The 24,650-nt window shown below is 72.0% G+C and carries 22 protein-coding genes; 16 read left to right on the forward strand and 6 right to left on the reverse strand.

All coding sequences use genetic code 11. The annotated features are described in order from the left end of the window. The first annotated feature begins 80 nt into the window (after nucleotides 1-80). From JKJ07_RS05630 to JKJ07_RS05645, 4 genes are all read left to right on the forward strand, one after another. Nucleotides 81-1,829, forward strand: coding sequence for an ATP-binding protein (locus tag JKJ07_RS05630; RefSeq protein WP_202990174.1), 1,749 nt, complete (start codon nucleotides 81-83; stop codon nucleotides 1,827-1,829). A 9-nt stretch (nucleotides 1,830-1,838) separates the two neighbouring features. Next, a complete protein-coding gene (locus JKJ07_RS05635; protein ID WP_202990175.1) occupies nucleotides 1,839-2,990 on the forward strand; it encodes an exonuclease SbcCD subunit D in 1,152 nt (383 codons plus the stop codon). A gap of 70 nt (nucleotides 2,991-3,060) precedes the next feature. Further along, complete coding sequence (locus JKJ07_RS05640) at nucleotides 3,061-5,547, forward strand: AAA family ATPase (protein WP_202990176.1); 2,487 nt, start codon at nucleotides 3,061-3,063, stop codon at nucleotides 5,545-5,547. Further along, nucleotides 5,544-6,524 carry a hypothetical protein gene (locus JKJ07_RS05645; protein ID WP_202990177.1) on the forward strand — a complete coding sequence of 327 codons (981 nt, stop codon included), beginning with the start codon at nucleotides 5,544-5,546 and terminating at the stop codon, nucleotides 6,522-6,524. Before JKJ07_RS05640 ends, JKJ07_RS05645 begins: the two co-directional genes overlap by 4 nt. Here the strand turns inward: JKJ07_RS05645 and JKJ07_RS05650 are convergent. Further along, complete coding sequence (locus JKJ07_RS05650) at nucleotides 6,505-7,056, reverse strand: TetR/AcrR family transcriptional regulator (RefSeq protein ID WP_202990178.1); 552 nt, start codon at nucleotides 7,054-7,056, stop codon at nucleotides 6,505-6,507. The genes JKJ07_RS05645 and JKJ07_RS05650 overlap by 20 nt on opposite strands. A 52-nt stretch (nucleotides 7,057-7,108) precedes the next feature. Between JKJ07_RS05650 and JKJ07_RS05655 the strand changes: the two genes are divergently transcribed. The 7 genes from JKJ07_RS05655 to JKJ07_RS05685 all read left to right on the forward strand — a co-directional run bounded on the left by JKJ07_RS05655 (nucleotide 7,109) and on the right by JKJ07_RS05685 (nucleotide 14,335). Further along, nucleotides 7,109-7,900: a class I SAM-dependent methyltransferase gene (locus JKJ07_RS05655; RefSeq protein WP_202990179.1), complete on the forward strand. Its 792-nt coding sequence runs from the start codon at nucleotides 7,109-7,111 to the stop codon at nucleotides 7,898-7,900. Between the two features lie 707 nt (nucleotides 7,901-8,607). Further along, complete coding sequence (locus JKJ07_RS05660; protein ID WP_133875041.1) at nucleotides 8,608-9,291, forward strand: sigma-70 family RNA polymerase sigma factor; 684 nt, start codon at nucleotides 8,608-8,610, stop codon at nucleotides 9,289-9,291. Beyond that, the gene (locus JKJ07_RS05665; RefSeq protein ID WP_202990180.1) at nucleotides 9,288-10,070 is read left to right on the forward strand and encodes an anti-sigma factor family protein; all 783 of its coding nucleotides are present in this window, start codon (nucleotides 9,288-9,290) and stop codon (nucleotides 10,068-10,070) included. Before JKJ07_RS05660 ends, JKJ07_RS05665 begins: the two co-directional genes overlap by 4 nt. 209 nt (nucleotides 10,071-10,279) lie before the next feature. After that, on the forward strand, nucleotides 10,280-10,981 hold the full coding sequence (locus JKJ07_RS05670; RefSeq protein WP_202990770.1) for a COG4315 family predicted lipoprotein: 702 nt from the start codon (nucleotides 10,280-10,282) through the stop codon (nucleotides 10,979-10,981). Nucleotides 10,982-11,122: 141 nt separating this feature from the next. Beyond that, a complete protein-coding gene (locus JKJ07_RS05675) occupies nucleotides 11,123-11,827 on the forward strand; it encodes a DUF4142 domain-containing protein (RefSeq protein ID WP_307834132.1) in 705 nt (234 codons plus the stop codon). 42 nt (nucleotides 11,828-11,869) lie between these two features. Continuing rightward, nucleotides 11,870-13,150 carry a Pecanex-like protein 1 gene (locus JKJ07_RS05680; protein ID WP_202990182.1) on the forward strand — a complete coding sequence of 427 codons (1,281 nt, stop codon included), beginning with the start codon at nucleotides 11,870-11,872 and terminating at the stop codon, nucleotides 13,148-13,150. A 282-nt stretch (nucleotides 13,151-13,432) separates the two neighbouring features. Beyond that, entirely contained in the window at nucleotides 13,433-14,335 is a 903-nt protein-coding gene (locus tag JKJ07_RS05685; protein ID WP_202990183.1) for a DNA-3-methyladenine glycosylase family protein, read from the forward strand. 158 nt (nucleotides 14,336-14,493) lie between these two features. On the opposite strand, the gene JKJ07_RS05690 is transcribed toward JKJ07_RS05685, so the two are convergent. After that, entirely contained in the window at nucleotides 14,494-15,375 is an 882-nt protein-coding gene (locus JKJ07_RS05690) for a LysR family transcriptional regulator (RefSeq protein ID WP_202990184.1), read from the reverse strand. A 71-nt stretch (nucleotides 15,376-15,446) separates the two neighbouring features. Between JKJ07_RS05690 and JKJ07_RS05695 the strand changes: the two genes are divergently transcribed. After that, nucleotides 15,447-16,271, forward strand: coding sequence for an oxidoreductase (locus JKJ07_RS05695; protein WP_202990185.1), 825 nt, complete (start codon nucleotides 15,447-15,449; stop codon nucleotides 16,269-16,271). On the opposite strand, the gene JKJ07_RS05700 is transcribed toward JKJ07_RS05695, so the two are convergent. After that, the gene (locus tag JKJ07_RS05700) at nucleotides 16,231-17,019 is read right to left on the reverse strand and encodes a TrmH family RNA methyltransferase (RefSeq protein ID WP_202990186.1); all 789 of its coding nucleotides are present in this window, start codon (nucleotides 17,017-17,019) and stop codon (nucleotides 16,231-16,233) included. The genes JKJ07_RS05695 and JKJ07_RS05700 overlap by 41 nt on opposite strands. A 63-nt stretch (nucleotides 17,020-17,082) precedes the next feature. Between JKJ07_RS05700 and JKJ07_RS05705 the strand changes: the two genes are divergently transcribed. After that, nucleotides 17,083-17,835: an ROK family protein gene (locus JKJ07_RS05705; RefSeq protein WP_202990187.1), complete on the forward strand. Its 753-nt coding sequence runs from the start codon at nucleotides 17,083-17,085 to the stop codon at nucleotides 17,833-17,835. Between the two features lies 1 nt (nucleotide 17,836). Then, a complete protein-coding gene (locus JKJ07_RS05710) occupies nucleotides 17,837-18,565 on the forward strand; it encodes an HAD family hydrolase (protein WP_202990188.1) in 729 nt (242 codons plus the stop codon). Here the strand turns inward: JKJ07_RS05710 and JKJ07_RS05715 are convergent. Beyond that, nucleotides 18,546-19,118, reverse strand: coding sequence for an FAD-dependent oxidoreductase (locus JKJ07_RS05715; RefSeq protein ID WP_202990189.1), 573 nt, complete (start codon nucleotides 19,116-19,118; stop codon nucleotides 18,546-18,548). The genes JKJ07_RS05710 and JKJ07_RS05715 overlap by 20 nt on opposite strands. Before the next feature lie 78 nt (nucleotides 19,119-19,196). Here JKJ07_RS05715 and JKJ07_RS05720 point away from each other — a divergent pair, with 78 nt between their 5' ends. Beyond that, a complete protein-coding gene (locus JKJ07_RS05720) occupies nucleotides 19,197-19,793 on the forward strand; it encodes a TetR/AcrR family transcriptional regulator (protein ID WP_202990190.1) in 597 nt (198 codons plus the stop codon). Here the strand turns inward: JKJ07_RS05720 and JKJ07_RS05725 are convergent. Next, nucleotides 19,783-20,418: a class I SAM-dependent methyltransferase gene (locus JKJ07_RS05725; protein WP_202990191.1), complete on the reverse strand. Its 636-nt coding sequence runs from the start codon at nucleotides 20,416-20,418 to the stop codon at nucleotides 19,783-19,785. The genes JKJ07_RS05720 and JKJ07_RS05725 overlap by 11 nt on opposite strands. Nucleotides 20,419-20,501: 83 nt before the next feature. On the opposite strand from JKJ07_RS05725, the gene JKJ07_RS05730 reads away from it, so the two are divergent. Further along, nucleotides 20,502-23,525, forward strand: coding sequence for a putative bifunctional diguanylate cyclase/phosphodiesterase (locus tag JKJ07_RS05730; protein ID WP_202990192.1), 3,024 nt, complete (start codon nucleotides 20,502-20,504; stop codon nucleotides 23,523-23,525). Here JKJ07_RS05730 and JKJ07_RS05735 read toward each other — a convergent pair. Further along, a complete protein-coding gene (locus JKJ07_RS05735) occupies nucleotides 23,522-24,601 on the reverse strand; it encodes an NAD-dependent epimerase/dehydratase family protein (RefSeq protein WP_202990193.1) in 1,080 nt (359 codons plus the stop codon). The two genes, JKJ07_RS05730 and JKJ07_RS05735, sit on opposite strands and share 4 nt — an antisense overlap. Nucleotides 24,602-24,650: the final 49 nt, after the last annotated feature.

Consider the following 24,650-nt stretch of genomic DNA (forward strand, 5'->3'; position numbering starts at 1 on the left):
CTGTGTATGAGCACTAGTTCTTGTGGACAACTCGTGCCAACCCACGCCTGGTGCGCGTTCTGTCGTACCCCTGGTGCACGATGAGCGGCGTGTCTGACGATTCTTCCCCCGTCGGGCGGGTGCTTGGTACGGCCGATGCGACCCCGCTCCAGTTCTGGACGGCCGTGACCCCGGGCAGCTATCTCCAGCTCGACGACGTAGTGGTGACTAAGCGTGACCTTCCGGACCGCGAACCGGTGACGATCGCCGGGGTGGTGACCCAGGTGCGGGCGCGGCACGAGGGCGCCCAGTTCGACTCGGACGTCTTCGCCATCGCCGACGGCACGCTGCCGGCCCTGGTGCAGGAGGCCGCCGAGATCACCACCACCCGCGTCGACCCCGAGCTCTACGTCCCGCCCGCGCCCGGCGCGATCGTGCACCGCGCGACCGGCGAGGCCCGCGACGCCGCGCTGCACTTCGACCGGATGGAACGGCGGATCCCGATGGGCACCGGCCGCGACGGCGTGCCCGTGTTCCTCAACGCCGACTTCCTCGACGGCACCCGCGGCGCCCACGTCTCGATCTCCGGCATCTCCGGCGTGGCCACCAAGACCAGCTTCGCGACGTTCCTGCTCTACTCGGTGTTCCGCTCGGGTGCGCTCGGCGCCGACGGCACCAACGCCCGCGCGCTGATCTTCAACGTCAAGGGCGAGGATCTGCTCTTCCTCGACCACCCGAACACCAAGCTCGACGAGAGCACCCGCGCGGCCTACAAGCTGCTCGAGCTGCCGGCCACGCCCTTCTCCGACGTACGGGTCTATGCGCCGCCCCGGGCCGGTGACTCGTCGGGCGCCCCCGATGTCAGCAGCCGCCTGACCGGTGTCGACACGTTCTACTGGACGCTCGAGGAGTTCGCCTCGCTGCGCCTGCTGCCCTACGTCTTCGCCGACGCCGACGACGAGCGCCAGCAATACACGATGGTCGTGCACTCCGTCACGGCTCACCTGCACCGCCACTCCGTCCCGGCCGAGGGCGGCATCAGCATCGACGGCAAGCGCCTGGGGTCGTACGGGGATCTGGTCGATCACATCGTCGAGCAGCTCACCGACGACGAGACCCGCTCGACGTGGGCCGGCAGCGCGGTCAACATGGGCACGGTCAACGCCTTCGCCCGGCGCCTGATCGGCAGCAAGCGCGACCTGGCCCGGCTGATCCGCGGCGACCTCGCCCAGCGCCGCCCGCACCAGATCAAGACCGCCGACTCGGCCCAGGTCACCGTGGTCGACCTGCACAACCTGCCCGACCGCGCGCAGCGGTTCGTGGTCGGCGTGACGCTCAAGACCGAGTTCGAGGAGAAGGAGAAGGCCGGCACCGGCCGCCCGCTGCTCTTCGTGGTGCTCGACGAGCTCAACAAGTACGCGCCGCGCGAGGGCACCTCGCCGATCAAGGAGGTGCTGCTCGACATCGCCGAGCGCGGCCGTTCGCTCGGGGTCATCCTGATCGGCGCCCAGCAGACGGCGAGCGAGGTCGAGCGGCGGATCGTGACGAACTCGGCCATCCGCGTGGTCGGCCGGCTCGACCCGGCCGAGGCCGCCCGGCCCGAATACGGCTTCCTGCCCCCGGCCATGCGGCAGCGCGCGCTGCTGGCCCGGCCCGGCACGATGTTCGTCAACCAGCCCGACATCCCGGTCCCGCTCTGCGTGGAGTTCCCGTTCCCGGCCTGGGCCACCCGCAAGTCGGAGTCGGGGCCGCCGCCCTCCGAGACGATGAAGTCGATCGTGCAGGGGGCCGATCCGTTCGCCGTCGTAGGCAGCCGCGCCGGCTCGTCCGACGACGACATTCCGTTCTAAGGTTCCGCGATGCGCATTTTGCACACGTCCGACTGGCACGTCGGCAAGGTCCTCAAGGGACGCAACCGGCACGAGGAGCACATCCGCGTGCTGGCCCAGGTGGTCGACACGGCCCGGGCCGAGCGTCCCGACCTCGTCGTCATCGCCGGTGACCTCTACGACACCGCGGCCCCGACGGCCGACGCGACGCGGGTCGTCACCCGGGCGCTGACCGCGCTGCGCAACACCGGCGCCCAGGTCGTGGCGATCGGCGGCAACCACGACAACGGCCCGGCGCTCGACGCGCTGCGCCCGTGGGCCGAGGCGGCCGGCATCACGCTGCGCGGCGCGGTCAAGGAGAAGGCCGACGAGCTGCTGATCAAGGGCGAGACCGCCGGCGGCGAGAAGTGGCAGCTCGTCACGCTGCCGTTCCTCTCCCAGCGCTACGCGATCCGGGCCGCCGAGATGTACGACCTGACCGCGGCCGAGGCCACCCAGACGTACGCGGATCACATCGCCCGCCTGATCGAGAAGCTGTCCGAGGGCTTCAGCGATCCCGGCGTGGTCAACCTGCTGACCGCCCACCTGACCATCGTCGGGGCGTCGGCCGGCGGCGGCGAGCGCGAGGCGCACACGATCATGGGATACGCCGTGCCGGCCACGGTCTTCCCGCGCAACGCGCACTACGTGGCGCTCGGCCACCTGCACCGCGCCCAGCAGGTGATCTCGCCGTGCCCGACGCGATACAGCGGCAGCCCGCTGGCGATCGACTTCGGCGAGGAGGAGAACGTCTCGTCGGTCGCGATCGTGGACGTGAGCGTCGACAAGGCGGCCCGGGTGCGCGACGTGCCGATCACCGGGGCGGTCGCCCTGCGGACGGTGCGCGGCACGCTCGAACAGCTCTCAACGGTGAACCTTCCGGATGCCTGGCTCCGTGTCCTCGTGCGCGAGAAGCCGCGGGTCGGTCTCCGCGAGGACGTGCAGGAGCTCCTGCCCAACGCCCTCGAGGTGCGGATCGACCCCGAGATGATGCCCAACCGGGTGGGGGAGCGAATGGCACAGCGGGCCGGGCGGTCGCCACGCGAGCTCTTCGGCGATTACTTGGACAGTCGTGAGAACGCCGAGGACGGCGTCCGCGAACTCTTCGACGAGCTGTACGACGAGGTGAGCACTCACTCATGAGCGAACGAAGTGAGCGCGGTTGGCTCAGCGCCCTGGCCTCTGATCCGGCGGAACGAAGTGGAGACGGATCTTGAGGCCCATCAGGTTGGACATGGCAGGGTTCACCGTCTTCCGGGACGAGACCTCCGTCGACTTCACCGACGCCGACTACTTCGCGCTGGTCGGGCCGACCGGCTCGGGCAAGTCGACGGTCCTCGACGCGATCACGTTCGCGCTCTACGGCACGGTCCCGCGCTGGGGCGGCGCCCGCGGCATCGTCAACGCGCTCGCCCCGTCGGCCACCGAGGCCCGGGTGCGGCTGGTCTTCGAGTCGGCCGGCGACCGTTACGTGGCCACCCGCGTGGTGCGCCGCGACGGCCGGGGCAACGTCAAGACCGCCGGCGCCGGCCTGCAGCTGATGCCGCCCGGGTTCGACGTCACCAAGCTCGACACCGGCATGGACCTCGACGACCTGGGCGAGGTGCTGGCGGGCACCCCGGCCGAGATGGACACGGCCGTGCTCGAGGCCGTCGGCCTGCCGTTCGAGCAGTTCACCAGCTGCGTCGTGCTGCCGCAGGGCCAGTTCGCCGACTTCCTGCACGCCAAGCCGGCCACCCGCCAGCAGATCCTGGTCAACCTGCTCGGCCTGCACATCTATGAAGAGGTGCAGACCAAGGCGACCGGCCGCGCGCAGACCGCCGAGGGCAAGCTGGCCGTGGTCGACCAGAGCCTGGCCGGGCTGACCGACGCCACCGACGAGGCGGTCGAGGCGGCCGGTCAGCACGTCACCCGCATGCGCGAGTTCACCGCCGCCGTCGAGTCGGCCATGCCGGGTCTGCGCGCCCGGCGCACGGCCGAGGCCGAGGCCGCCGCCACCCGCGACGCGCTCGACGCCGACCTGCGGCTGCTCTCCTCCGTGCGGACGCCGCAAGCAAGCGTGGAGACCGCCGGCGTGACCGCGGCCGCCCGCGCGGCCGCCGCCGAGGCCGCGGACGAGGTGCGCGGGGCCGAGGAGAAGGAAGACAAGATCCGCGGCGAGCTCGCCGCGGCCGGCGACGCCGGCTCGCTCAGCCTGATGCTCGACCGGCACGCCGAGCTGGAACGGCTCACCGGCCAGGCCGACTGGTTCGCGGGCGAGGTGTCGGTGGCCGAGGTCGAGCACCGCGACGCCGCGACCGCCGCCGAGATCGCCCACAGCGCCCACCTCGGCGCGGCCCAGCTGCTCGAACAGGCCCGGCTCGACTATGTGGAGGCCCAGCGCATCGACCGGGCGTCCGCCCTGCGCGCACACCTGGCGGCGGGCGACCACTGCCCGGTGTGCGAGCAGACCGTGACGACCGTGCCCGCCGTGCCCGAGGAGTCCTCGGTGCGGGCGGCCGAGACCACCGGCAAGGCCGCCCGGGCCGCCGCCGAGGTCGCCGAGGCCGCCTGGCAGCAGCGCGACGCCGTGGCCCGCAAGCTCGAGAGCAACCTCGAACGCAAGCGCGCCCAGCACGAGCACCACCTGTCGCGGATGGCCGAGGCGCGGGCCGCGGTGGCCGAGTCGCCGGGGGCGGACGCGCTGCGCCGCCAGCTGGCCGAGATCGAGAAGCTGCAGAAGCACCTCGACCGGGCGGGCACGGCCGTGCGCACGGCCCGTTCCGCGCAGCGGCAGGCCCAGGCCGCGGTGGTCGCCGCCGAGGAGCGTCAGCGCTCCGCGTGGCGCGAGTTCGACGGCGTACGGGATCGGGTCGCCCGGTTCTCCCCGCCGCCGGCCGACCGCGACGATCTCGCCGGCGCGTGGTCGACGCTGGCCGGCTGGGCCACCGAGCAGGCGGCCGAGCGTGCCACCGCCCGGGCCGCGGCCGAGGCTGCCGTGGCCGACGCCCACCAGTCCACGGTCGCCGTGCTGCAGCAGATCTCGGCGCTGTTCACCGCGGCCGGGGTCGCCGTGCCCCAGCCCGACGAGTCGGCCCTGATCCGGGCGGCCGCGGTGGCGGTCGAACGGGCCGAGGCGACCTGGCGGCGGCTGGCCGACCGGCGCGACCAGGTCGGCGAGCTCACCGAGCAGCGGATGGCCCTGCAGCGCGAGATGCGGGTGGCCAAGTCGCTGGCCGGGCACCTGCGGGCCAACAACTTCGAGCGCTGGCTGCTCGAGGAGGCGCTCGACATGCTGGTCGACGGCGCGTCGCGGATCCTGCGCGAGCTCACCGGCGGGCAGTACGACCTGATCCACGACAAGGGCGAGTTCTACGTGATCGACCACCACGACGCCGGGCTGCGGCGCGGGGTGCGCACGCTCTCCGGGGGCGAGACGTTCCAGGCCTCGCTCTCGCTCGCGCTGGCCCTCTCCGAGCAGCTCGCGGGCATGTCGACCACGGCCGCCAGCCTCGAGTCAATCGTGCTCGACGAGGGCTTCGGCACGCTCGACGCGGCCACCCTCGACGTGGTGGCGGCGACCCTGGAAAACCTGGCCGCCCGGGGCGATCGCATGGTCGGCGTGGTCACCCACGTCAACGCGCTGGCCGAGCGGGTGCCGGTGCGGTTCGAGGTGCACAAGGACGCGCGGACGGCGCACGTGACGAGGGTGGGCCTTTGACCAGGATGTTCGTGGACGCGTGGGACCCGTCGTACGGGTCGTCCTTCGAGGGCGGCGCCGAGGGCGGGGACGGGCCGGCCTCGCCCAGCAGCGCCCAGGTCGACACCGACGTCGAGGTGCCCGCGGCCGAGTGGGCGCCTATCGACGCGTCCCCCGCGGTGCGCTGCCCCGACGTGGTGTTCCTGGTCGACGGGGTGCGGCGCAACGACGCCGGGCTGTGGACGGCTGAGGAGGACGGCACGTCGTACGCGGGGCTGGCCGCCTCGTACGCGGCCGGGGTGGTGCGCTGCGACCTGGCCCGCGGGGCCGCCGAGCTGGTGGGTGCGCGCGTCGGCCGGGGGTTGTTCACCGCCAGCCCGTCGGCCGAGGACGTGCAGGCCGGCTCGGTGCGTTACGAGGTGCACCGCATCCACGGCACGGGCGAGGCGAGCAAGCTGCCCGCGGCCGTGCAGGCGCCGCTGACCGCGCTCGAGATCGACATCTCGTCGGCCGCGCGCGAGATGGGCGCCTCCCTGGCCGCCGACGACCTGCTGGTCGTGGACGGGCCGCTGCGCAACCGGCGTCAGCTGCCGCGCACGATCGGCTACGTCAAGACGCAGCAGAAGCAGTATCTGCCGGCCTCGCTGACCACGGTCGTGACGTCGTTGCGGCCCGGGCAGCGGACCCCGGTCTTCCACCTGGGCACGGTGTGGGGCGGCTGGTCGTGGTATCTGCGGCTGCCCGGCGCGTCGGGGGCGCCGTGGTCGGGGATCGTGCGGGTCGAGTGCTCGCCCGACCTGGCCCCGGAGCAGGCGATCGAGCTGGCCGACGTCTCGGTGGCGACGCTGCCGCGGTTCGCGTCGTCGGCGTACAAGGACCCGCGGGCGCCGCAGAATCTGGTGCCGATCGCCGGGCTGGAGCGCCGGCTGCGGGGCATGCTGGGCGACTCGCGGGTGCTGCATCGGGCGTTGACGCTGGCTACCGCCCGGTCGCGATGAGCTTGGCGACCAGATCCCGTACGCGGTCGGGATCAGTTGGTTCTTTTTCGCTGAAGACCAGGTGAGCCGCGCCGACCACACCGAGCGCCGACATCTCCGGATTCATCCGCCTTTCCGCGTTCAGGTAGGCGGCGATCACGGCCGTGGCCTCGGCCAGGATGGGCACTCCGAAGGACCGGTGCAGGCGCGTCCGTAGTTCGCCGCGCCCGATGACGAGCGAGATGAGGCCGAGCCCGACCCGGTCGAAGACGCCGAAGAGGAAGTCGGCGATGTTCTCGGCGACGTCACCCGTGCCGGCGTGCTCGATCATGGTGGCGCCCCAGGCCTCGAGGCCGGCGACGCGGCGGCGCACGAGCTCGGCCAGGAACTCGTCGAAGTCGGCGAAGTGCCGATGCAGCACACCCTTGGCCACCTCGGCCTCGGCGGTGACGGCGCGGCTGGTCAGCGCGGCATGACCATCGCGCACGAGAACGCGCTCGGCGGCGTCGAACAACTGCTGGCGTACGTCGCGCAGCGCCACTCCGGTCGGCACGGGTCCAGCCTCGCACATGGCGTAGTGGGCGCTTGCCCATTAGAGTGGGCGCATGCCCACTCCGCATCGTGAACGCCGGATCGCCGAGTCCTTCGGGGTTGATGCCGCCCGCTACGACCGGAGCCGGCCTCGCTACCCGGACGCCCTGATCGAACGGATCGTGTCTCGCAGCCCGGGGCGGTCGGTTCTCGACGTCGGCATCGGCACCGGGATTCTGGCCCGGCAGCTGCGGGCGGCCGGCTGTGAAGTGCTCGGGGTCGAACCCGATCCGCGGATGGCCGCCTACGCCCGGGGGGAGGGGTTCGAGGTCGACGAGGGGCGGTTCGAGGACTGGTCGCCGGGCGGGCGGGTCTTCGACGCTGTCGTGGCCGGGCAGACGTGGCACTGGGTCGACCCCTCGGCCGGAGCCGTCGCCACCGCCTCGGTGTTGCGGCCGGGTGGGCGGGTGGCGTTGCTGTGGAACGCGGCGGAGCCCGTGGGGGCGGTCGGTGCGGGCTTCGCCGACGTCTTCGAGCGGCTCATGCCGGGGAGCCCGTTGGCCGGGGTGCGCGGGGTCTCGGCGGCTGTGGGGTATGGGGCGCTGCTTGACCGGGCCGATGAGGGGCTACGCGCCTCGGGCGGGTTTGGGGCCGTGGAGCGGTGGAGCGATGAGTGGTCGCGGGTCTATACGCGGGACGAGTGGCTTGATCAGTTGCCTACCCAGGGGTTGTTCACCAGGATGCCGGCGGGGCAGTTGGCCGAGGTGCTGGGGGCGATCGGAGCTGTTGTTGATGCGGTGGGTGGGAGCTTCCGGATGCACTTCACGACGCTTACCACTACTGCGGTCAGGCGGTTCCAGGTCTGATCGGCGGCCGGCCTTGTCGTCGGCACGGTTTCTGGGGAGCTTCTGACCCGCTCGGTCGGTTCGTGGTTGGCCTGGCCCCGGTGGGCGCGTGGCTCGCCCGGTCGGCCTCATGATCGGCTCGACCCGCAACCAGCCCTAACCCGCCCGACCTAGGGGGACCCCCACCCTAATTCGAGACGCCGGCCGGAGCGCGCGGCTGTCCACATTTTACGGCAGCGGCGAATCGGCGGCGTCGAGTTATCCACAGGCTGTGGCGGTGGGGCTATGCGGGGCGGCCGGTTGGGAGATCCGACAGAACGGTCTAACCGGGATCGTTGAGACAGGGAACACGTGAACAGGCCGGATGGAGGGCGGATGTCCTCCGAACGGGCTAGCAAACGCTCCTGGGAGCGCTCCCAGTATGCGAGACGGAGACGCTCCGCACAAGGTTGCCTACTCAGCGGTAGCGCCGCACGAGCGGTGCGTCCCGGCTGCTCAGAAGGGCGTTTCATGGGACGCGTGTGGCTGAGTATTATTCGGCTGCCCTGGCCGGAATATCGGTGCAGATCGATGAAATTTGCTCCGCATTCCATGTGCCTCGTGACCCCCCACACGAGACCGGAGGACCGTTTGAGACCGCTCCCCGAAATTTTCCCGTCCGCGTTGATCCCGATGGCGGTCCCCAGCCGTATCTCAGGCGACGGGGAAAACTCCGGGCGGAGGTATCAATGCATGCGGTGGCCGAGCATCGGCTGGCGCCGGGCGGGGTGCGCCTGATGACACAGCAGCGTTCCGATGGACGGTGGCAGTCACTCGACGGAGGCCGTAGTGCGGGCGATGGTGGTTCGGTGATTCCCCGGCAGGCGCCGCGGCACGAGGCCGCGACCCCGGCGGGGGCGAGTCACGAAGACACTTTGGTCAAGATGCTCTACGAGGAGCACGCCGGCCCCCTGCTGATGTTCGTCCTGCGGTTGACCGGCGGCGACCGGCAGCGCGCGGAAGACATCGTGCAGGAGACCCTGCTCCGGGCCTGGCGCAACGCGCACCGGCTCGGCGCGCAGGGGCAGCAGTCGCTGCGGCCGTGGCTGGTGACCGTGGCTCGGCGGATCGCGATCGACGATCACCGCAGCGCGAGCGCCCGGCCCGCCGAGACGTACGACCGCGAGCTGGAGAGCTTCCCCAGCCAGGCCGACGACACCGACCGCGTGCTGCAGTCGATGACGGTCTCCGACGCGCTGCGCGAGCTCAGCCAGTCGCACCGCGAGATCCTCATCGAGACGTACTTCCGGGGCCGCACGGTGCCGGAAGCGGCGGAGAAGCTCAACCTTCCGTTGGGCACCGCCAAGTCACGGGTGTATTACGCTCTGCGTGCGTTGCGGACGGCGTTGCAGCAACGGGGGGTGACCGAATGACACAGGAAGATCACTTCGACGTCGCGTCGTATGCCTTGGGTGTGCTCGACGAACACGACGCCGCTCGCTTCGAGGACCACCTCATCGAGTGCTCGAAGTGCGCATACGAGTTGGAGTCGTTCGTCGAGGTCGCCGACCTGCTGGCCGACGTCGACGCGAACTCCGTGGTCGTCGCCGAGGAGACCCGGCGCGACGGGTTCATGCTGCAGAAGGTGATCGGCGAGGTCAGCCACGAGCGGCAGCGGGCGAACAGCCGGCGGCTCTACAGCCTGGCCGCCGCGGTCGTCGTCTTCGCCATGCTGTCGATCGGCGCGTTCTTCGTGGGCGGCCAGGTCTTCGGCGGCGAGACGAACGATCCGGCGACGACGAACACGGCGCAGCGTGGCGAGGGTCAGCTCGACCCCCTGCCCAACGCGCAGGGCGGCCCCGGCATCGGCGGGCCCGACCTCGCGGGCGAGCGGTTCGACGGTTCCGACCCGCGCTCGGGCGTTCAGGCTTCGGTGGCTTTCGAGACGAAGACGTTCGGCACGCAGGTGTCGTTCTCGATCTCCAACATCACCGGTCCGAAGGTCTGCCGGCTGGTGGCCGTGCACACCGACGGCACGACCGAGCCGCTGTCGACGTGGACGGTGGGGGAGAACGGCTGGGGCACGGCCAAGAACTCCGAGCCGCTGCTGCTGCAGGCGGTCACGGCCACCCCGCGCGACGAGATCGCTCACGTGCAGGTGCAGGAGATCGGCGCCAACGGTGCCGGCGAGACCCTGGTGCGCGTTCCGTAACGAGTCCAGTACGGAAAAGGACCCCGGCCAAACGGCCGGGGTCCTTTCCTTTTCCTTAGGGAAGCAGGTCCGGCGAGGTCTCGCCAAAAACTCGGAAATTGATGGGAACTTTCTTCAACCGCCACGACCCCGCCCGCGTACTACAGCCCGGAAACGCCAGACGAAGAAACAAGCCTGGAGGGCACGTGGTACCGGAGAAGCGAAAGTTGATGGTCGTCGGCGCCGCAATCGCCGCGGCGTTCGCAGTGACCGGCTGCGCCCCGCAGGGGTACGACGGAGGCGACTACGGCAACGCCGCTGAGCCGGCCGCCGAGAACGTCGCCGCCACCGCCGGCCCCGAGGCCGACCCCGCCGCGACGAGCGACCCGGCCGCCCAGGCCGACCCGAACGCGACCGAGGGCCCCGGCGATCCGAACGCCGCCCCCGAGCTCAGCGACGACGAGGCGACGAACTCCCTGACCGGCAGCAAGGTCGCGCGGATGGGCAAGGTCGTCGTCAACGACGAGGGCTTCGTGCTCTACCGCTTCGACAACGACGGCAACAACCCGGCCAAGTCGAACTGCGTCGGCGACTGCGCCGAGATCTGGCCGCCGTCGCTCACCAACGACGGCAAGCCGAAGCTCAAGGGCGTCGACTCGAAGCTCGTGGGCACGGTCACCCGGGCCGACGGCAGCAAGCAGCTGACGCTCAAGGGCTGGCCGCTCTACACCTACATCGGCGACAAGAAGCCGGGCAACTGGAAGGGCCAGAACGTCAACGGCACCTGGTTCGTGATCCAGCCCGACGGCGCCAAGAACCTCACCTGCCTGCCGAAGGTGTCGAAGCCCGTCGCGCCGCCCGCCAACGATTCCGCGGGTGACGGCGCCGGTTCGAGTGACGATTCCGGCACCGGCAGTGACTACAGCTACTGATCAGCCCCGCGCTTAATAAGTCCTTCATTAAATCGCTGACTCGGAGGTAGAGGAAAAATGCTTACCACTCGCACATCGCGCCGGACGACGCGTTGGTTGGTGGGCATTTCCACGGCGGCCTTGGCCTTTGTGCTCGCGCCGGTGAGCCCGGTTCAGGCGGCTCCCGGCGACCCGATTCCGGTGCCCAGCTCGAACGGGCTGAGCGACAAGGGCGTCGGCGCGATCAGCGACGCCGACAAGGACTTCGTCATCAAGGTGCGCCTGGCCGGCCTGTGGGAGATCCCCGCCGGCAACATGGCGGTCGAGAAGTCGAACGACCAGCGGGTCGTCAAGATCGGTCAGTCGATCGCGGCGCAGCACGTCGTGCTCGACAAGCTCGACCGCGAGGTGGCCAAGAAGCTCAACATCGACCTGCCGAGCAAGCCGAACGACGACCAGCAGTTCTGGCTGCAGGAGATGAAGGACGCGAACGCGACGACGTTCGACCAGATCTTCATCGACCGGCTTCGGGCCGCGCACGGCAAGATCTTCCCGGCCATCGCCACGATCCGTTCCACCACGCGTAACGACTCCGTGCGCAAGCTCGCTCAGGAGGCCAACCAGTTCGTCATGACCCACATGACGCTGCTGGAGTCGAGCAACATCGTCGACTACGCGGCTCTTCCCACAGCTCCCGCCCCCGCGAACCCCGGCAGTGGACCGGTCCCGGTGGACGGGCAGATGCTCGCGGCAGCCAGCAGCAGCGGCGGCATTCCGGGCGTCAGCACCACCGTGATCCTGCTTGTCCTCGCCGCCGCTCTCGTGGCCGGCGTCATCACGTCCATGCGCATCTTCCGGGCTCGGTAGCCCCAGCCGAGTTCAGTCGCGTAACAGAAAGGTGTCACCCCCATGCGAAGGTCCAAGTACCGGCGCGCATCCAGGAGCAACAACTGGTTCAGTGGCAAGCGCCGCATCATCGCGGTAGCAGCCACGCTGGTGGCCTTCGGCGGCATCGTGACCGTCACCCAGGTCTCCAACGCAAGCACCGACCGGACTCAGCGCAAGGCGCTGGCCGCATGCGACAGGGTGCAGGCGCCCAACCGCACGAACCTTTCGACGGAGACGCGCCGCGGCACGTATTCCACGAACGGTGGCAAGGTCACCCAGCACCCGGACGACGGCGCCGGTGACACCGTGTCGACCCAGACGCTGCGCACGCGCTGCCGCAACTGGGTGATGAACAACGTCGGCAACAACGGTGGCAACCAGACGACGCCGCCGACCGAGGCCGCGACCCAGCCCGCCGCCGACCCGAGCGCGGGTGGCGAGCAGGGCGGCGACCAGGGCGCCGGCAACGGCGACAACGGTCAGGGCAACGGCGAAGAGGGTGCCGGCAACGGCGACAACGGCCAGGGCAATGGCGGCGACAACGGCCAGGGCAATGGCGGCGACAACGGCCAGGGCAACGGCGAAGAGGGCAACAACGGTGGCGAGCAGGGCGGCGACCAGGGCAACGGTGGCGAGCAGGGCGGCGACCAGGGCAACGGTGGCGACCAGGGCAACGGTGGCGACCAGGGTGGTGACCAGGGCAACGGTGGCGAGACCACCCCGCCTCCGGGCGCCGGGCTGGGCGTGCTGACCAACAGCTGTGACACCAGCAACCTGACCCCGCACAACGGCTTCCAGGAAGGCAGCCGCTGCGTCTCGACCGAGTTCGGTGAGGTCGGCGAGGCCAACGCCAACCCGAGCCTGCTGATCACGAACGCGCCCACTCGGGTCGCCCCGAACACCCCGTTCACGATCACCGTGAGCACCCGCAACTTGATCCGTGACCGGTTCCTCGCGGCCGGCCAGGGTGGCTACTACGTGGAGTCCTCGGTTCTGGCCAACGGCCTGGTCCGCGGTCACTTCCACACCGCTTGCCGCATGCTGCCCAACCTCAACGAGGCCCCCGCGCCCGACCCGGTCCCCGCGTTCTTCGTGGCGACCGAGGACAGCCGCGGCGGCGCGCAGCCCGACTCGGTGCAGATCCAGGTGCCGGGCCTGCCCGACGCCGGCACCGCGCAGTGCGCCTCGTGGGCCGGTGACGGCTCGCACCGCATCCCGATGATGGTCCGGGCCAACCAGACGCCCGCCTTCGACGTGGTGAAGATCCAGGTCGGCAACCGCCGCGGTGGCGGTCGCAACTGATGAAGAACTAGGAGCCACGCCGTTCATCCCGGAGGCGAACCTGGACGGGACGGGGTCACCGACATGATCCCGTCCCCGACAGGGCCCCCCATCAAATCCGGGTAGTCGTCCTTCCCCCTGACGGACGACCAGCAGCGGCAGCTCCACGGCGGTCCGGACCACTCGGGTGTCCGGTTCGCCCTTCCGATGGCCCTGACCGGGAGCGCGGTCAGGGCCATCGGCCTGCCCACCGAAAGGCGGCGGGGAGTGGGCAGAGGCTCGCGAAGGTGGCACAGTATTCCGGTGAGTTCGACCCGCAGGCTGTCCCCGCCCGAGCGCTACCAGTTCGGCGCCTCGGTCCGGTCGCTGCTGGTCCCCAAGCACGACCCGTGCGGCCGCTTCACCGGCGACGACTTCTGGCTGGCCGTGCGCACCCCCGACGGCCCGGCCACGCTGCACCTGTGCCGCGACGGCGACGGCCTGCTGGCCACGGGCTACGGTCCGGCCGCGGGCTGGGTGCTCGACCGCGCCGACGCGATCGCCGGCCTGCGCGACGACCTCAGCGCTTTCCCGGCCCTCGCCGCGGCCCATCCGCTCGTCGCGCGCCTGGCCAAGACCTTCGCGGGCGTACGGATGCCAGCCACCGGACTGGTCTTCCGAAGCGTGCTGCGGGCGATCCTCGAGCAGAAGGTCACCGGCAAGGAGGCCCACCGGGCGTACCGGATGATCTGCACCCAGCTCAGCGAGCCCGCCCCGGGGCCGGTCGAGCTGATGTTGCCGCCCGACCCCGCGGTGATCGCCGAGACGCCGTATTGGGTGTTCCACCCGTTCGGGATGGAGCAGCGCCGCACCCAGGCCCTGCAGCGGGCCGCCGTGGTCGCCGCCCGCCTGGAGCGTTGCGCCGACGCCACCGAGGCCACGGCCCGGCTGGTCGCGCTGCCCGGCATCGGCCCGTGGACGGCGGCCGAGGTCGTCCGGGTCGCGTACGGGGATCCGGACGCGGTGAGCGTGGGCGACTTCCACATCCCGAACACGGTGGCGTGGGCGCTGGCGGGGGAGGCGCGCGGCACCGACGAGCGGATGCTGGAGCTGCTCACGCCGTTCGCGGGTCACCGGGGGCGGGTCTGCGACCTGTTCGGCCACGGCGGCATCGGCGCCCCGAAGTTCGGCCCTCGCATGACGATCCGCTCGTTCGCCCGCTTCTGAACGCCGCGCGGGGAAGAGACCGCGTGGGGAGAGCCTGCGTGTGAAAGGCCGCGTGGGGAGAGCCGGCGTGAGGGGGAGGCCGCGCGGGGAGAGCCGGCGTGGGGGAGAGGCCGCGTTAGGGAGAGCCGCGCAAGAGGAAGGGCGCGCCAGAAGCGGGTTCAGCCCCAGCTGGTCAGGTCGAGGGTGCGGGCCAGTTCGTCGGCCAGTGCGAGCAGGTCGGTCAGCAGGGGGTTCTCGTGGCCGGGCCGCCACGCCACCACCGTCGTTGCGCGTTGGTCCTCGAGCGGCACGAATGCGACCCCGCCACCGCGGATGCTGCGCGCCGACTGGGCCAGCCATGTCACCCCGACGCCGGCGGCGACCAGGCCCAGCAGGTTCGGTACGCCGGCCGCCCGCTGGACGATCCGCGGGGTGAACCCGGCCGCGGCGAAGTCACGGTCGTACTTCTCGTGCCACGGCGGCCACGACGCGCGCGGGGTGAACACCCAGTCCTCGTCGGCCAGGTCGGGCAGGCGCAGCGACGGGCGGGTGGCCAGCCGGTGGGCCGAGGGCAGCACGATGCAGACCGGCTCGGTGACCAGTTCGCGCGTCGCCAGGTCGGCGACCAGCGGGGGCCGGGTGAACCCCGCGTCGAATCGCCCGTCCCGCAGTCCTTCGACCAGGGCCGCGATCGGCACGTTGTGGGTGGTCAGCGAGGCGTCGGGGAACCGGGATCGAACGGCTCGCACGATCGGCGGGAGCATGTAGTTGGCCGTCGACTCGAGGAACGCGAGATGAAGCCCACCCCGTACGGAGGAAATCGCCTTTTCCATCTGCTCCAAAACGAGACGGGCGGAGGGCAGGAACGCCGCACCGGCCGCGGTCAGCCGGGCGCCGCGGGTGTCGCGGTCGAACAGCCGCACCCCGAGCATCCGCTCCAGCGCCGCGACCTGCTGCGACAGCGACTGCTGGGCAATGTGCAGCTGCTGCGCGGCCCGGCTGAAGCTCGACTGCTCGGCGACCGCGACGAAGTAGCGCAGGTGGCGCAGCTCGACACTCACAGTCTGGGACTGTAGCGGCGGCAGGGAACCGGTGTTGGTGCGCCGGGGGCGGGCGAGCCAGCGTGGAGCGCATGAAGAATTGGCTCATCACCGGTTGCTCCTCCGGATTCGGCCGGGCCCTGGCCGAGGCCGCCCTCGCCGCGGGCGACCAGGTCGTCGCCACCGCCCGCCGCCCCGAGACCCTCGACGGGCTGGGCGCCACCCGTACGGCCGCTCTCGACGTCACCGACGAACAGCAGGTCGAGCGGGTGGTCGCCGAGGCCGTGCGCGACCTGGGCCGGCTCGACGTGGTGGTCAACAACGCCGGGCACGGCAGTGTGGGCGCGGTCGAGGAGCTCACGATGTCCGAGCTCCGCGCGATCATGGACGTGATGTTCTTCGGCGCGGTCGCCGTCACCAAGGCCGCCCTGCCCCATTTGCGGGCCCAGAAATCCGGCACCTTCGTGCAGATCAGCTCGATGGGCGGCCAGGTCACCATGCCGGGGTTCGGGGCCTATTGCGCGGCCAAGTTCGCGCTCGAGGGCCTCTCCGAGTCGCTGGCGGCCGAGGTCGTGCCGTTCGGCGTACGGGTCCTGATCGTCGAGCCGGGGGCGTTCCGCACCGGGTTCGGGGGCGGCGGCATGCACCGCTCGCGCACCATCGACGCGTACGGGGTTTCGACCTCGCAGACCCGCGCCGCCGTCGACGGCATGGACGGCTCGCAGCCCGGCGACCCGGCCAAGGCGGCCGCGGCGATCGTCGCGGCCGTCAACGACCCGGACGCGCCGCTGCACCTGGCGCTGGGGCACGACGCGGTGGACGCCATCGCGGCGGCCCAGGCGAGCCGGGCGGCCGACCTGCGGGCGTGGGAGAAGGTCAGCCGCGGGACCGCTGGCGACTGGTCTCGTACAGGATGACGGTGGCCGCCGTGGCCGCGTTGAGCGAGCTGGCCGCGCCCGTGATCGGGATGCGGACCAGCACGTCGGCGGCCTCGCGCCAGGCCGCGCTGAGCCCGCTGGTCTCGTTGCCGATCAGCAGCGCGGTCGGGCCGGTCAGGTCGTGGTCGGCCACGTCGACGGCCCCGTGCTCGTCGGTGCCGACCAGCTGAACCCCGCCCTTCGCGGCCCAGTCGAGCAGCCGGTCGTGGCGGTCGAGCTGGAGGACCGGCAGCGCGAAGAGTGAACCTGTGCTGGCCCGTACGGCCTTGGGGTCGTACGGGTCGGCGGCGTGCCCGGTGACCACCACGGCGGCGGCGCCGAACGCGTCGGCCGAGCGGATCAGCGTGCCGATGTTGCCCGGCGTCGACGGCCGATCGAAGACGACCACGAGGTCCGCCTCCGGCAAATCAGAGAAAGAAGGCAGTCCCACGACCGCGATGAGCTCCGCCGACTCCTTGTCCGCCAGCTCGGCCACCAGCGCCGGGTCCATCGCGACGGGCCGGGCGCCCGTACGGTCGAGCATGTCGCGCGCCCACGCCGACAGTGACTGCCGGTCCGGATAGATCAGGTCGCGGATCTCCCAGCCGTACTCGACGGCCAGCGTGATCGGGCGCACGCCGTGGACCAGGAACTCGCCGGCCCGGTGCCGCTTGGTGCGGTTGGTGAGCAGCGCCTGCCACTGCTGGAAGCTCGCGTTGCGGGTGCTGACCCGGACTGCCCTCGACACCGCAGCGACGATACCGGGTCACAATGGCTGTGCGAGGAGGTGTACTCCATGCAAACTGGCGGCGTGGCTTTCACCCTGACGATCGACTGTGGCGGCGGCGGCATCAAGGGTTCCGTGCTCGACGAGGCGGGCACGATGCGGGCCCAGCCGTTGCGCGTCCCGACTCCGTACCCGCTGCCCCCCGAGCTCTTCGTCAAGACGTTGACGCAGCTCGGCGAGCGGCTGCCCGCGCACGACCGGGTCACCGTGGGCATGCCGGGCATGCTGCGCCACGGCGTCGTCGTCGCGACCCCGCACTACATCACCCGCTCCGGCCCCCGTACGAAGATCGACCCCGAGCTGCAGGAGGCGTGGTTCGGTTTCGACGCCCGCACCGCGCTCGAGGACGCGTTCGGCCGGCCCACGCTGGTGCTCAACGACGCCGAGGTGCACGGGGCCGGGGTGGTCGCGGGCACCGGCTGCGAGCTGGTGCTGACCCTCGGCACGGGCCTGGGCTGCGCGCTCTTCGACGGGGGCGCGCTCGCGCCGCATCTGGAGATGAGCCAGGCCCCCGTACGGTGGGGAATGTCCTACGACACGTATATCGGGGAGCACGAGCGTCGTCGGCTCGGGGACGCGCTCTGGTCGCGGCGGGTGCGCAACGTGGTCGAGGGGCTGCGGCCCGTCTTCCTGTGGGACAGGCTGTATCTCGGCGGCGGCAACTCGCGGCTGATCACCGCCGCCCAGCTGGCCCGGATGGGAGACGAGGTGGTGGTCGTGCCGAACACGGCCGGCATCGTCGGCGGCGTGCGCGCCTGGACCCTGAACGCGCGCTGACATGCGACCCGCGGCGATCCTGCTCGACTTCGGCGGCGTGCTGGCCGACGCGCCCCCGCAGCGGACGGCGCCGCCCGGGCTCGTGCTGCGCATCTTCAACCTGACCCGGGGCGCGCTGACGCCGGGCGAGATCCAGCGCGCGCTCACCACGGGCGCCGAGGCCTACGCGGCGTGGCGCGACGAGGACTGGCCGGACGAGCTGAGCCAGGCCGAGGTGTGGGAGCGGTTCATCCTGCCCGGCTGGCCGCCCGCGGCCCAGGTCCCCGTCCGCGGCGCCGTGCGCAAGCTGAGTTACGAGTGGGCCTATCGGGACAGCTGGGCGGTGCGGCCCGGCATCGTCGAGGCATTGCACTGCGCCGCGGACGCCGGTGTGGCGCTCGCCGTCGTCTCGAACACCCTCGCGGGCGCCGCCCACCGCGACTTCCTCGACAAGTCGCACCTGGGCGAGCTGTTCGCGGTGCAGGTCTACAGCGACGAGGCCGGCGTCCGCAAACCCAACCCGCAGATGATCTGGAACGCCACCGACGCGCTGGGCGTCGACCCGGCCGCCTGCTGGTTCGTCGGCGACACCCCGCGGCGCGACATCGTCTGCGGCCGCCGCGCGGGCATCGGCCGGGCGATCCTCATGCCGTCGCCGCGCACCGCCGCCGAGCCCGGTGGCCCGGATCCCGACGACACAGTCGAGGATGGTTTCGCCCTCCGCGCCCTGCTCAACCGTTCAACAGGCTGACCAGCCCCCGCGGCGCGCCGGCCCCGAAGATCAGCTCGATCGTCTCGCGCGCGGCGACGGCCTCGCTCTCGGCGCGGGCGAACATCCTTTCCTCGTACGTCGCCAGGGCCGTCCCCGGATCCGCGGCGATCGCCTGACCGAGCTCGCCCCCGTCGAGCATCGCGAGGTTGGCGCCCTCGCCGCCGGGCACGGTCACGTGGGCCGCGTCGCCGAGCAGCGTGACCCCGGGCGTACGGGCCCAGCGGTGGCGATCGAGAAGCTGGTGGATGCTGCGCAGGACGGGTGGGGTGTCGCTGCCGGCGATCAGCGCGACGAGCTCGGGCGCCCAGCCCGTGAACTCGGCGGCGACGCGCTCCCGGGTGAGGGCGGCGCGGGTGAACCACTCGACCGGGCGGCTGAGCACGACGTACGTGTGAATGACGTTCCCGGCCTCTCGATGGGCCAGGAAGCCCTGGCCGGGCTCGAGGGCGTACAGGGCGCCGGCCCCGACCGCCGCGGCCGCTCGCGGATGCCGCCGGTCGACGTCGTGCAGGTAGGTATCGACGTAGCTCATCCCCCCTCCTGGGATTGGACCGGCGGTCCATTGACTCCACTATTGGACCGTCGGTCCAACTCTGTCAAGATGGTGTTCATGACACCTCGGCGCACCGACGCGTTGTCCCGCGAGCGCATCGTCGAGGCGGCCGTACGGATCCTCGACGAGCAGGGCGAGGGCGGGCTGACGTTGCGGGCGGTCACCGATCGCCTGGCGACCGGTCGCGGCGCGATCTATCACCACGTCGCGAACAAGGACGAGCTGCTCGCCGCCGCCGCCGACGACGTCGTCCGGTTGGGCGACGCGCCGATCCGGGAGCTGGCGCTGGCCGTCTTCGACGCGATCGACGCGCACCCCTGGCTGGGGGCGCAGCTCGCCCGGGACCCGGCCCAGCCCGCCGTCCTGCGGATCTGGAAGGGCGTCGGGACCCAGTTGCACCGGCTCGGGCTGACCGGGACGGCGCTCGGCGACGCGGGGGCGGCCCTGGTCAACTACGTGCTCGGCGCGGCGGCCGCCCGGCGCGCCCCCGACGAGGCGGCGCGGAAGGACTACCTGGAGGCGCTGGCCGCGCAGTGGGCCGGGAGCGACCCCGATCCGGTGGTGCAGGAGGCGGCGGCGCTGCTGAGCGAGCACGACGACCGCGCGCAGTTCCTGGCCGGCGTGGACATCTTCCTGCGCGGGATCAGCGGTTGATCAGCTGCCAGACCTTCGTGTGCCGGGTCGGGACGCTCTCGAGCGAGACCGGGACCGGGATGTCGTACGCGGCCCGCTCGATCAGGCCGGAATCGGGCAGGTAGGCCCGGCCGGGGTCGCCCACCAGCACCAGCGAGCCGCGGCCGGCCGCGCGGCGCAGGAAGGGCAGCACCCGGGCGGCCATCTCGCGGCTGTAGAAGACGTCGCCGGCCAGGATCACCCCGTAGTCGTCGTCGCGGTCGAGGATGTCCTCCTCCAGCGCGATCACGTCGACGTCGTTGGCGGCCGCGTTCGCGGTGGCGGCGGCCAGCGAATACGGATCGATGTCGTTGGCCGTCACCGGGTGTGCCCCGGCGACGGCGGCGGCCACCGCGACCAGGCCCGAGCCCGTCGCGAAGTCGAGCACCGAGCGCCCCGCGACCAGGTCGCGGTGGTCGAGCACGTGCCGGGCCAGGGCCTGCCCGCCGGCCCAGGCGAACGCCCAGAACGGCGGCGGCTGGGCCACCCCCGCCGCCTCGGTCTTCTCCCACAGCGCGATCGGCTCGTCCGCCTGGAAGAGCGTGATCTCGGGGACGAACGGGACGGGCGCGGGGGTGGTGTTGCCGCGAATGAACTCCAGTAGCACCAGCCGATTGTCCCTGGTTCCTCAACCACGGCCACGGCGGACCGATCAGACGGCGCACGTCCCCTGCGGAAAAAGGAACACACATGCCGGCTCGCTGGGCCGCCGCCCTCTTCGGCGGCTGGATGGCGGTGCTCGCGGTGCTCTTCGTGCTGGTGCCGACCGGCGCGCAGACCCCCGTACGCCTGCTCGCGGGAGTCACCGCCGTGGTCGTGGTGACGCTCGGCGTCCGCCGCAACCGGCCCGTCCACCGCTTCCCCTGGCGCATGCTGACCACCGCGCTCGTGCTCTCGGTGCTGGGCACGGCGATGTTCCGCGCCCCCGACTGGGCCCATGTGCGGCTGCCCGGCCTCGACAACGTCGGCTCGGTGCTGGTGCTCGCGAGCTATCCGGTGCTCGCCTTCATGCTCGTGGCCTTCCTGCGGCGCCGCGCCGGCGACCCCCGCGACCGGGCCGCGCTGCTCGACTCGCTGACCGTCACGGCCGGGGTCGCGCTGCTGTCGTGGAGCTTCGTGATCGGCCCCAACCTGCAGGGCGCGGCCGCGCAGACCTGGCAGCAGGTGGCGTTCCCACTGGGCGACCTGCTGCTGGTCGGCATGCTGGCCCGGCTGCTGGTCAGCGGGGCCACCGCGTGGGCGGGCCGGGTGCTCGGGGCCGGGCTGGCGGTCATGCTGATCAGCGACGTCGGCTACGAGATGTCGTTGCTCGGCGGGCCTGCCTACATCGTCGGCCTGGGCCGGTTCGCGCTCTACACCGCGGCGGGCCTGGCCGCGCTGCACCCGTCGATGGCCGAGCTCGACCGCCCGGCCGGCCTGCCCGTGGCCCAGCTCGGCCGGGGCCGGCTGGTGCTGCTCGGGATCGCCTCGATGACCGCGCCCGTCGTGCTGCTGGTGCGCATGGTGCGCGACGGCGAGGTGCCCGACCTGACCGTCGTGGCCGCCCTCAGCGCCCTCACCTTCCTGCTCGTGCTGGTGCGGATGGCCGACATCATGGCCGGTCACCGGCGGGCGCTGGGTCGCGAGCGGGCATTGCGCGAGGCCTCGGCGGCCCTCGTCTCGGCCGCCGACACCGATCAGGTCTCCGACGCCGTACGGACGGCGGTGGCGCACCTGCTGCCCCCGGACACCCCGCACGCGGTGGTGCTCGCCGTGACGATCGTTCAGGACGGGCCGCAGTCGTCCGAGGCGGCGGCGGACCGGTCGACCGGGACCGCCGCGCGGATCATGGCGACGCGCGACGTCGACTGGGCGGTCTCGGTGCGGCTGACCAACTTCCCGATGACCCTGCGCTGCCCGCTGGTGCTGGCCGACCGGCCGACCGGCGACCCGCTGCTGGGCGTGCTGCACGTGGCCGCGCCCGCCCCCGAGCTGCCCGGCCTGCTGCGCGCGATCGAGGTGCTGGCCACCCAGGCCGCCCTGGCCCTCGAGCGGATCGGGCTGAGCCAGGAGGTGATCCGCCGCAACAGCGAGACCTACTTCCGGACGCTCGTGCAGAAGACCTCCGACGTGATCCTGATCGTCGACGAGGAGGACCGGGTCCGGTACGCCAGCCCGTCCGCGGCCGGCGTGCTCGGCGACGACCCGACCGGGTTCCCGCTGCCCGCGGTGATGCACCCGGCCGAGCGTGCCCGGCTGACCGAGGTGCTGGCCGCCCTGCGTACGGGGGAAGGTCCGCACGAGGGTCTCGATTTTCGCGCCCTCGCCGATGTGGTGCTCGAGATGCACGGGCAGGACCTGCGGGCCGACCCGACCGTGGCCGCGCTCGTGATCACCCTGCGCGACGTGACCGAGCGGCGGCGGCTCGAGGCCGAGCTGACCCACCGGGTGTTCCACGACGCGATGACCGGGCTGGCCAACCGCGTGCTCTTCCACGACCGGCTCGGCCACGCCCTGGCCCGCGGCGCCCGCGACGGCTCGGTGGTCGGGGTCCTCTTCATCGACCTGGACGACTTCAAGAAGGTCAACGACACGCTCGGGCACGCGGCCGGCGACCAGCTGCTGATCGGCGTGGCCGACCGGATCGCGGGCGCGCTGCGGGCCGACGACACCGCGGCCCGGCTCGGCGGCGACGAGTTCGCCGCCCTGGTCGAGAACGTGCAGGATCCGGGGGCGGTCGAGGAGACGGCTCAGCGCATCCTGACCGCGCTGGCCGAGCCGATCGCCATGGCCGACGGCTCGGAGCTGACCGCCGTGGCCAGCATCGGCATCACGACCACGCCCGAGGCCGACACCGCCGACGAGCTGCTGCGCCAGGCCGACCTCGCCCTGTACGTGGCCAAGGGCGCCGGCAAGAACCAGTGGCGCCCCTATCAGGCCCACCTGCACGACTCGATGGTGGAGCGGCTGGAACTGCGCTCGGCCCTCGGCCACGCGGTGCACGAGGGACACTTCCTGCTCGCGTACCAGCCGGTGGTGGATCTGCGGACGGACGAGGCGGTCGGCTTCGAGGCGCTGGTGCGCTGGCACCACCCGACCCGCGGGGTGATCGCGCCGGCCGAGTTCCTCGAGGTCGCCGAGGAGAGCGGCCTGGTCGTGCCGATGGGCCGCTGGGTGCTCGACCAGGCGCTGCACACGGTGGCGCAGTGGTGGCGCACGCTGCCCCGCAGCCGCCGGCCTTACGTCAGCGTCAACGTGTCGGCCCGCCAGTTCCGCGACGGCGCCTTCGTCGAGCAGGTCAAGCAGTCCCTGGCGTACGCGGGGGTGCCGCCGCAGGCGTTGATGCTCGAGCTCTCGGAGAACCTGCTGGCCGCCGAGCACGACGCGATCTGGGCCGACCTGGCCGCCCTGCGCGAGCTCGGCGTCGGCATCGCGATCGACGACTTCGGCACCGGCCACTCGGCGCCGGGCGACCTGCGCCGCCGCCCGCTCGACGTGGTGAAGATCGACAAGACGTTCCTGGACGACACGGCGCTGGTCACCGGTCTGGTCGCGCTGGCCCAGTCGCTCGGGCTGACCGTGATCGCCGAGGGCATCGAGGACGTCGCCCACCGCGACATGCTGCTGCGGATGGGCTGCCCGCTGGGTCAGGGCTATCTGCTCTCGAGCCCGCTCGACGGCACGGAAGCCCTGAGCCGCATGACCGGCAGCGTCGGGCTCCCGCTGGTCGCCTAGTAGGGGTTGCCGGTGCCCGGCAGGCGTCCTTTGAGCAGGCCGCCGAGCCGGCCCGGCAGGTCGGGGTGGCCGGCCAGCGGCGGGCCGGCGTCGTCGTGGGCCCGATCGGCCATGCCCGCGACCAGCTCCTTCAGGGCGCTGACGGCATCGCGGCGCGGGCTCCAGCCCAGCTCGGTGGCGGCCCGGTCGCACGACATCAGCGGCGCCCGCAGGCCCAGGTGCACCCAGCCCGAGTCGACCGGCTGCAGGCGCAGCCACCAGCTCGCGGCGGCCGCGCCGGTCAGGGCGAAACCGGGCACCGGCAGCTGGACGCCGTGGAACGTGCGCGCGGCCACGGCGGGATCGAGGACGGGGCCGGCGGCGATGTTGAACGCGCCGTGGGCGTCGGAGAGCACCGCCCGGGCGTACGCGTCGGCGACGTCGTCGGCGTGCACCGCCTGCATGCGCAGCCCCGGATGGGACGGCACCACGGGCAGCCACTGCGGGCGCAGCAGCCACGCCGGCAGCAGCGGGCCCGCGAAGTAGCGGGAGATCTCGGTGCCGACCGCGCGCTGGAAGATCAGCCCCGGGCGCAGCCGGACGACCCGCAGCTGGGGGTGGTCGGACTCGACCTGGTCGAGCATCCACTCGACGAGCGCCTTGTGCCGGCTGTACGAGGACTGCAGCACCCCGGCGCGCGGCCAGTTCTCCCGGACGAAGGCGTCCTTGGGGCCCGGGGAGTAGGTGCCGACCGACGACGCGTGGACCAGCGCCGGCACCCCCGCCCGCAGCACCGCCTTGACCACCGCCCGGCTGCCCAGCACGTTCGTACGGTAAAGCAGCTTTTGATCGTGGCTCGGCTGGATCTGCCAGGCCAGGTGCACCACCGCGTCGGCCCCGGCGAAGACCTCGGCCAGCCTGTCCTCGGCCGGCGACGAGCCGATGTCCACCGAGTGCCAGGTGGCGTTGGCATACACCCCGGTGGGCGACGGCAACCGGCGCGCCACCCCCACGATCTCGACGCCCGGCTCGGCGCTCAGACGGCGCAGGAGGGCGGTTCCGGCGTTCCCCGTGGCTCCGACGATCACGACACGCATGCCTATCGCCTACCCGGGGCGCGGCGGTTGAACCACTTCGGCTCGGGTA

The sequence above is a fragment of the Paractinoplanes lichenicola genome (assembly GCF_016785085.1).
In the GTDB taxonomy this organism is placed as follows: Bacteria; Actinomycetota; Actinomycetes; order Mycobacteriales; family Micromonosporaceae; genus Actinoplanes; species Actinoplanes lichenicola.

Bases quoted from the DNA above. Each gene is read 5' to 3' on its own strand.
- JKJ07_RS05665 (WP_202990180.1), top strand. From the start codon at position 9,288: ATGACACAGGAAGATCACTTCGACGTCGCGTCGTATGCCTTGGGTGTG.
- JKJ07_RS05660 (WP_133875041.1), top strand. From the start codon at position 8,608: ATGCATGCGGTGGCCGAGCATCGGCTGGCGCCGGGCGGGGTGCGCCTG.
- JKJ07_RS05630 (WP_202990174.1), top strand. From the start codon at position 81: ATGAGCGGCGTGTCTGACGATTCTTCCCCCGTCGGGCGGGTGCTTGGT.
- JKJ07_RS05680 (WP_202990182.1), top strand. From the start codon at position 11,870: ATGCGAAGGTCCAAGTACCGGCGCGCATCCAGGAGCAACAACTGGTTC.
- JKJ07_RS05695 (WP_202990185.1), top strand. From the start codon at position 15,447: ATGAAGAATTGGCTCATCACCGGTTGCTCCTCCGGATTCGGCCGGGCC.
- JKJ07_RS05735 (WP_202990193.1), bottom strand. From the start codon at position 24,601: ATGCGTGTCGTGATCGTCGGAGCCACGGGGAACGCCGGAACCGCCCTC.
- JKJ07_RS05710 (WP_202990188.1), top strand. From the start codon at position 17,837: ATGCGACCCGCGGCGATCCTGCTCGACTTCGGCGGCGTGCTGGCCGAC.
- JKJ07_RS05715 (WP_202990189.1), bottom strand. From the start codon at position 19,118: ATGAGCTACGTCGATACCTACCTGCACGACGTCGACCGGCGGCATCCG.
- JKJ07_RS05720 (WP_202990190.1), top strand. From the start codon at position 19,197: ATGACACCTCGGCGCACCGACGCGTTGTCCCGCGAGCGCATCGTCGAG.
- JKJ07_RS05730 (WP_202990192.1), top strand. From the start codon at position 20,502: ATGCCGGCTCGCTGGGCCGCCGCCCTCTTCGGCGGCTGGATGGCGGTG.
- JKJ07_RS05670 (WP_202990770.1), top strand. From the start codon at position 10,280: ATGGTCGTCGGCGCCGCAATCGCCGCGGCGTTCGCAGTGACCGGCTGC.
- JKJ07_RS05635 (WP_202990175.1), top strand. From the start codon at position 1,839: ATGCGCATTTTGCACACGTCCGACTGGCACGTCGGCAAGGTCCTCAAG.
- JKJ07_RS05655 (WP_202990179.1), top strand. From the start codon at position 7,109: ATGCCCACTCCGCATCGTGAACGCCGGATCGCCGAGTCCTTCGGGGTT.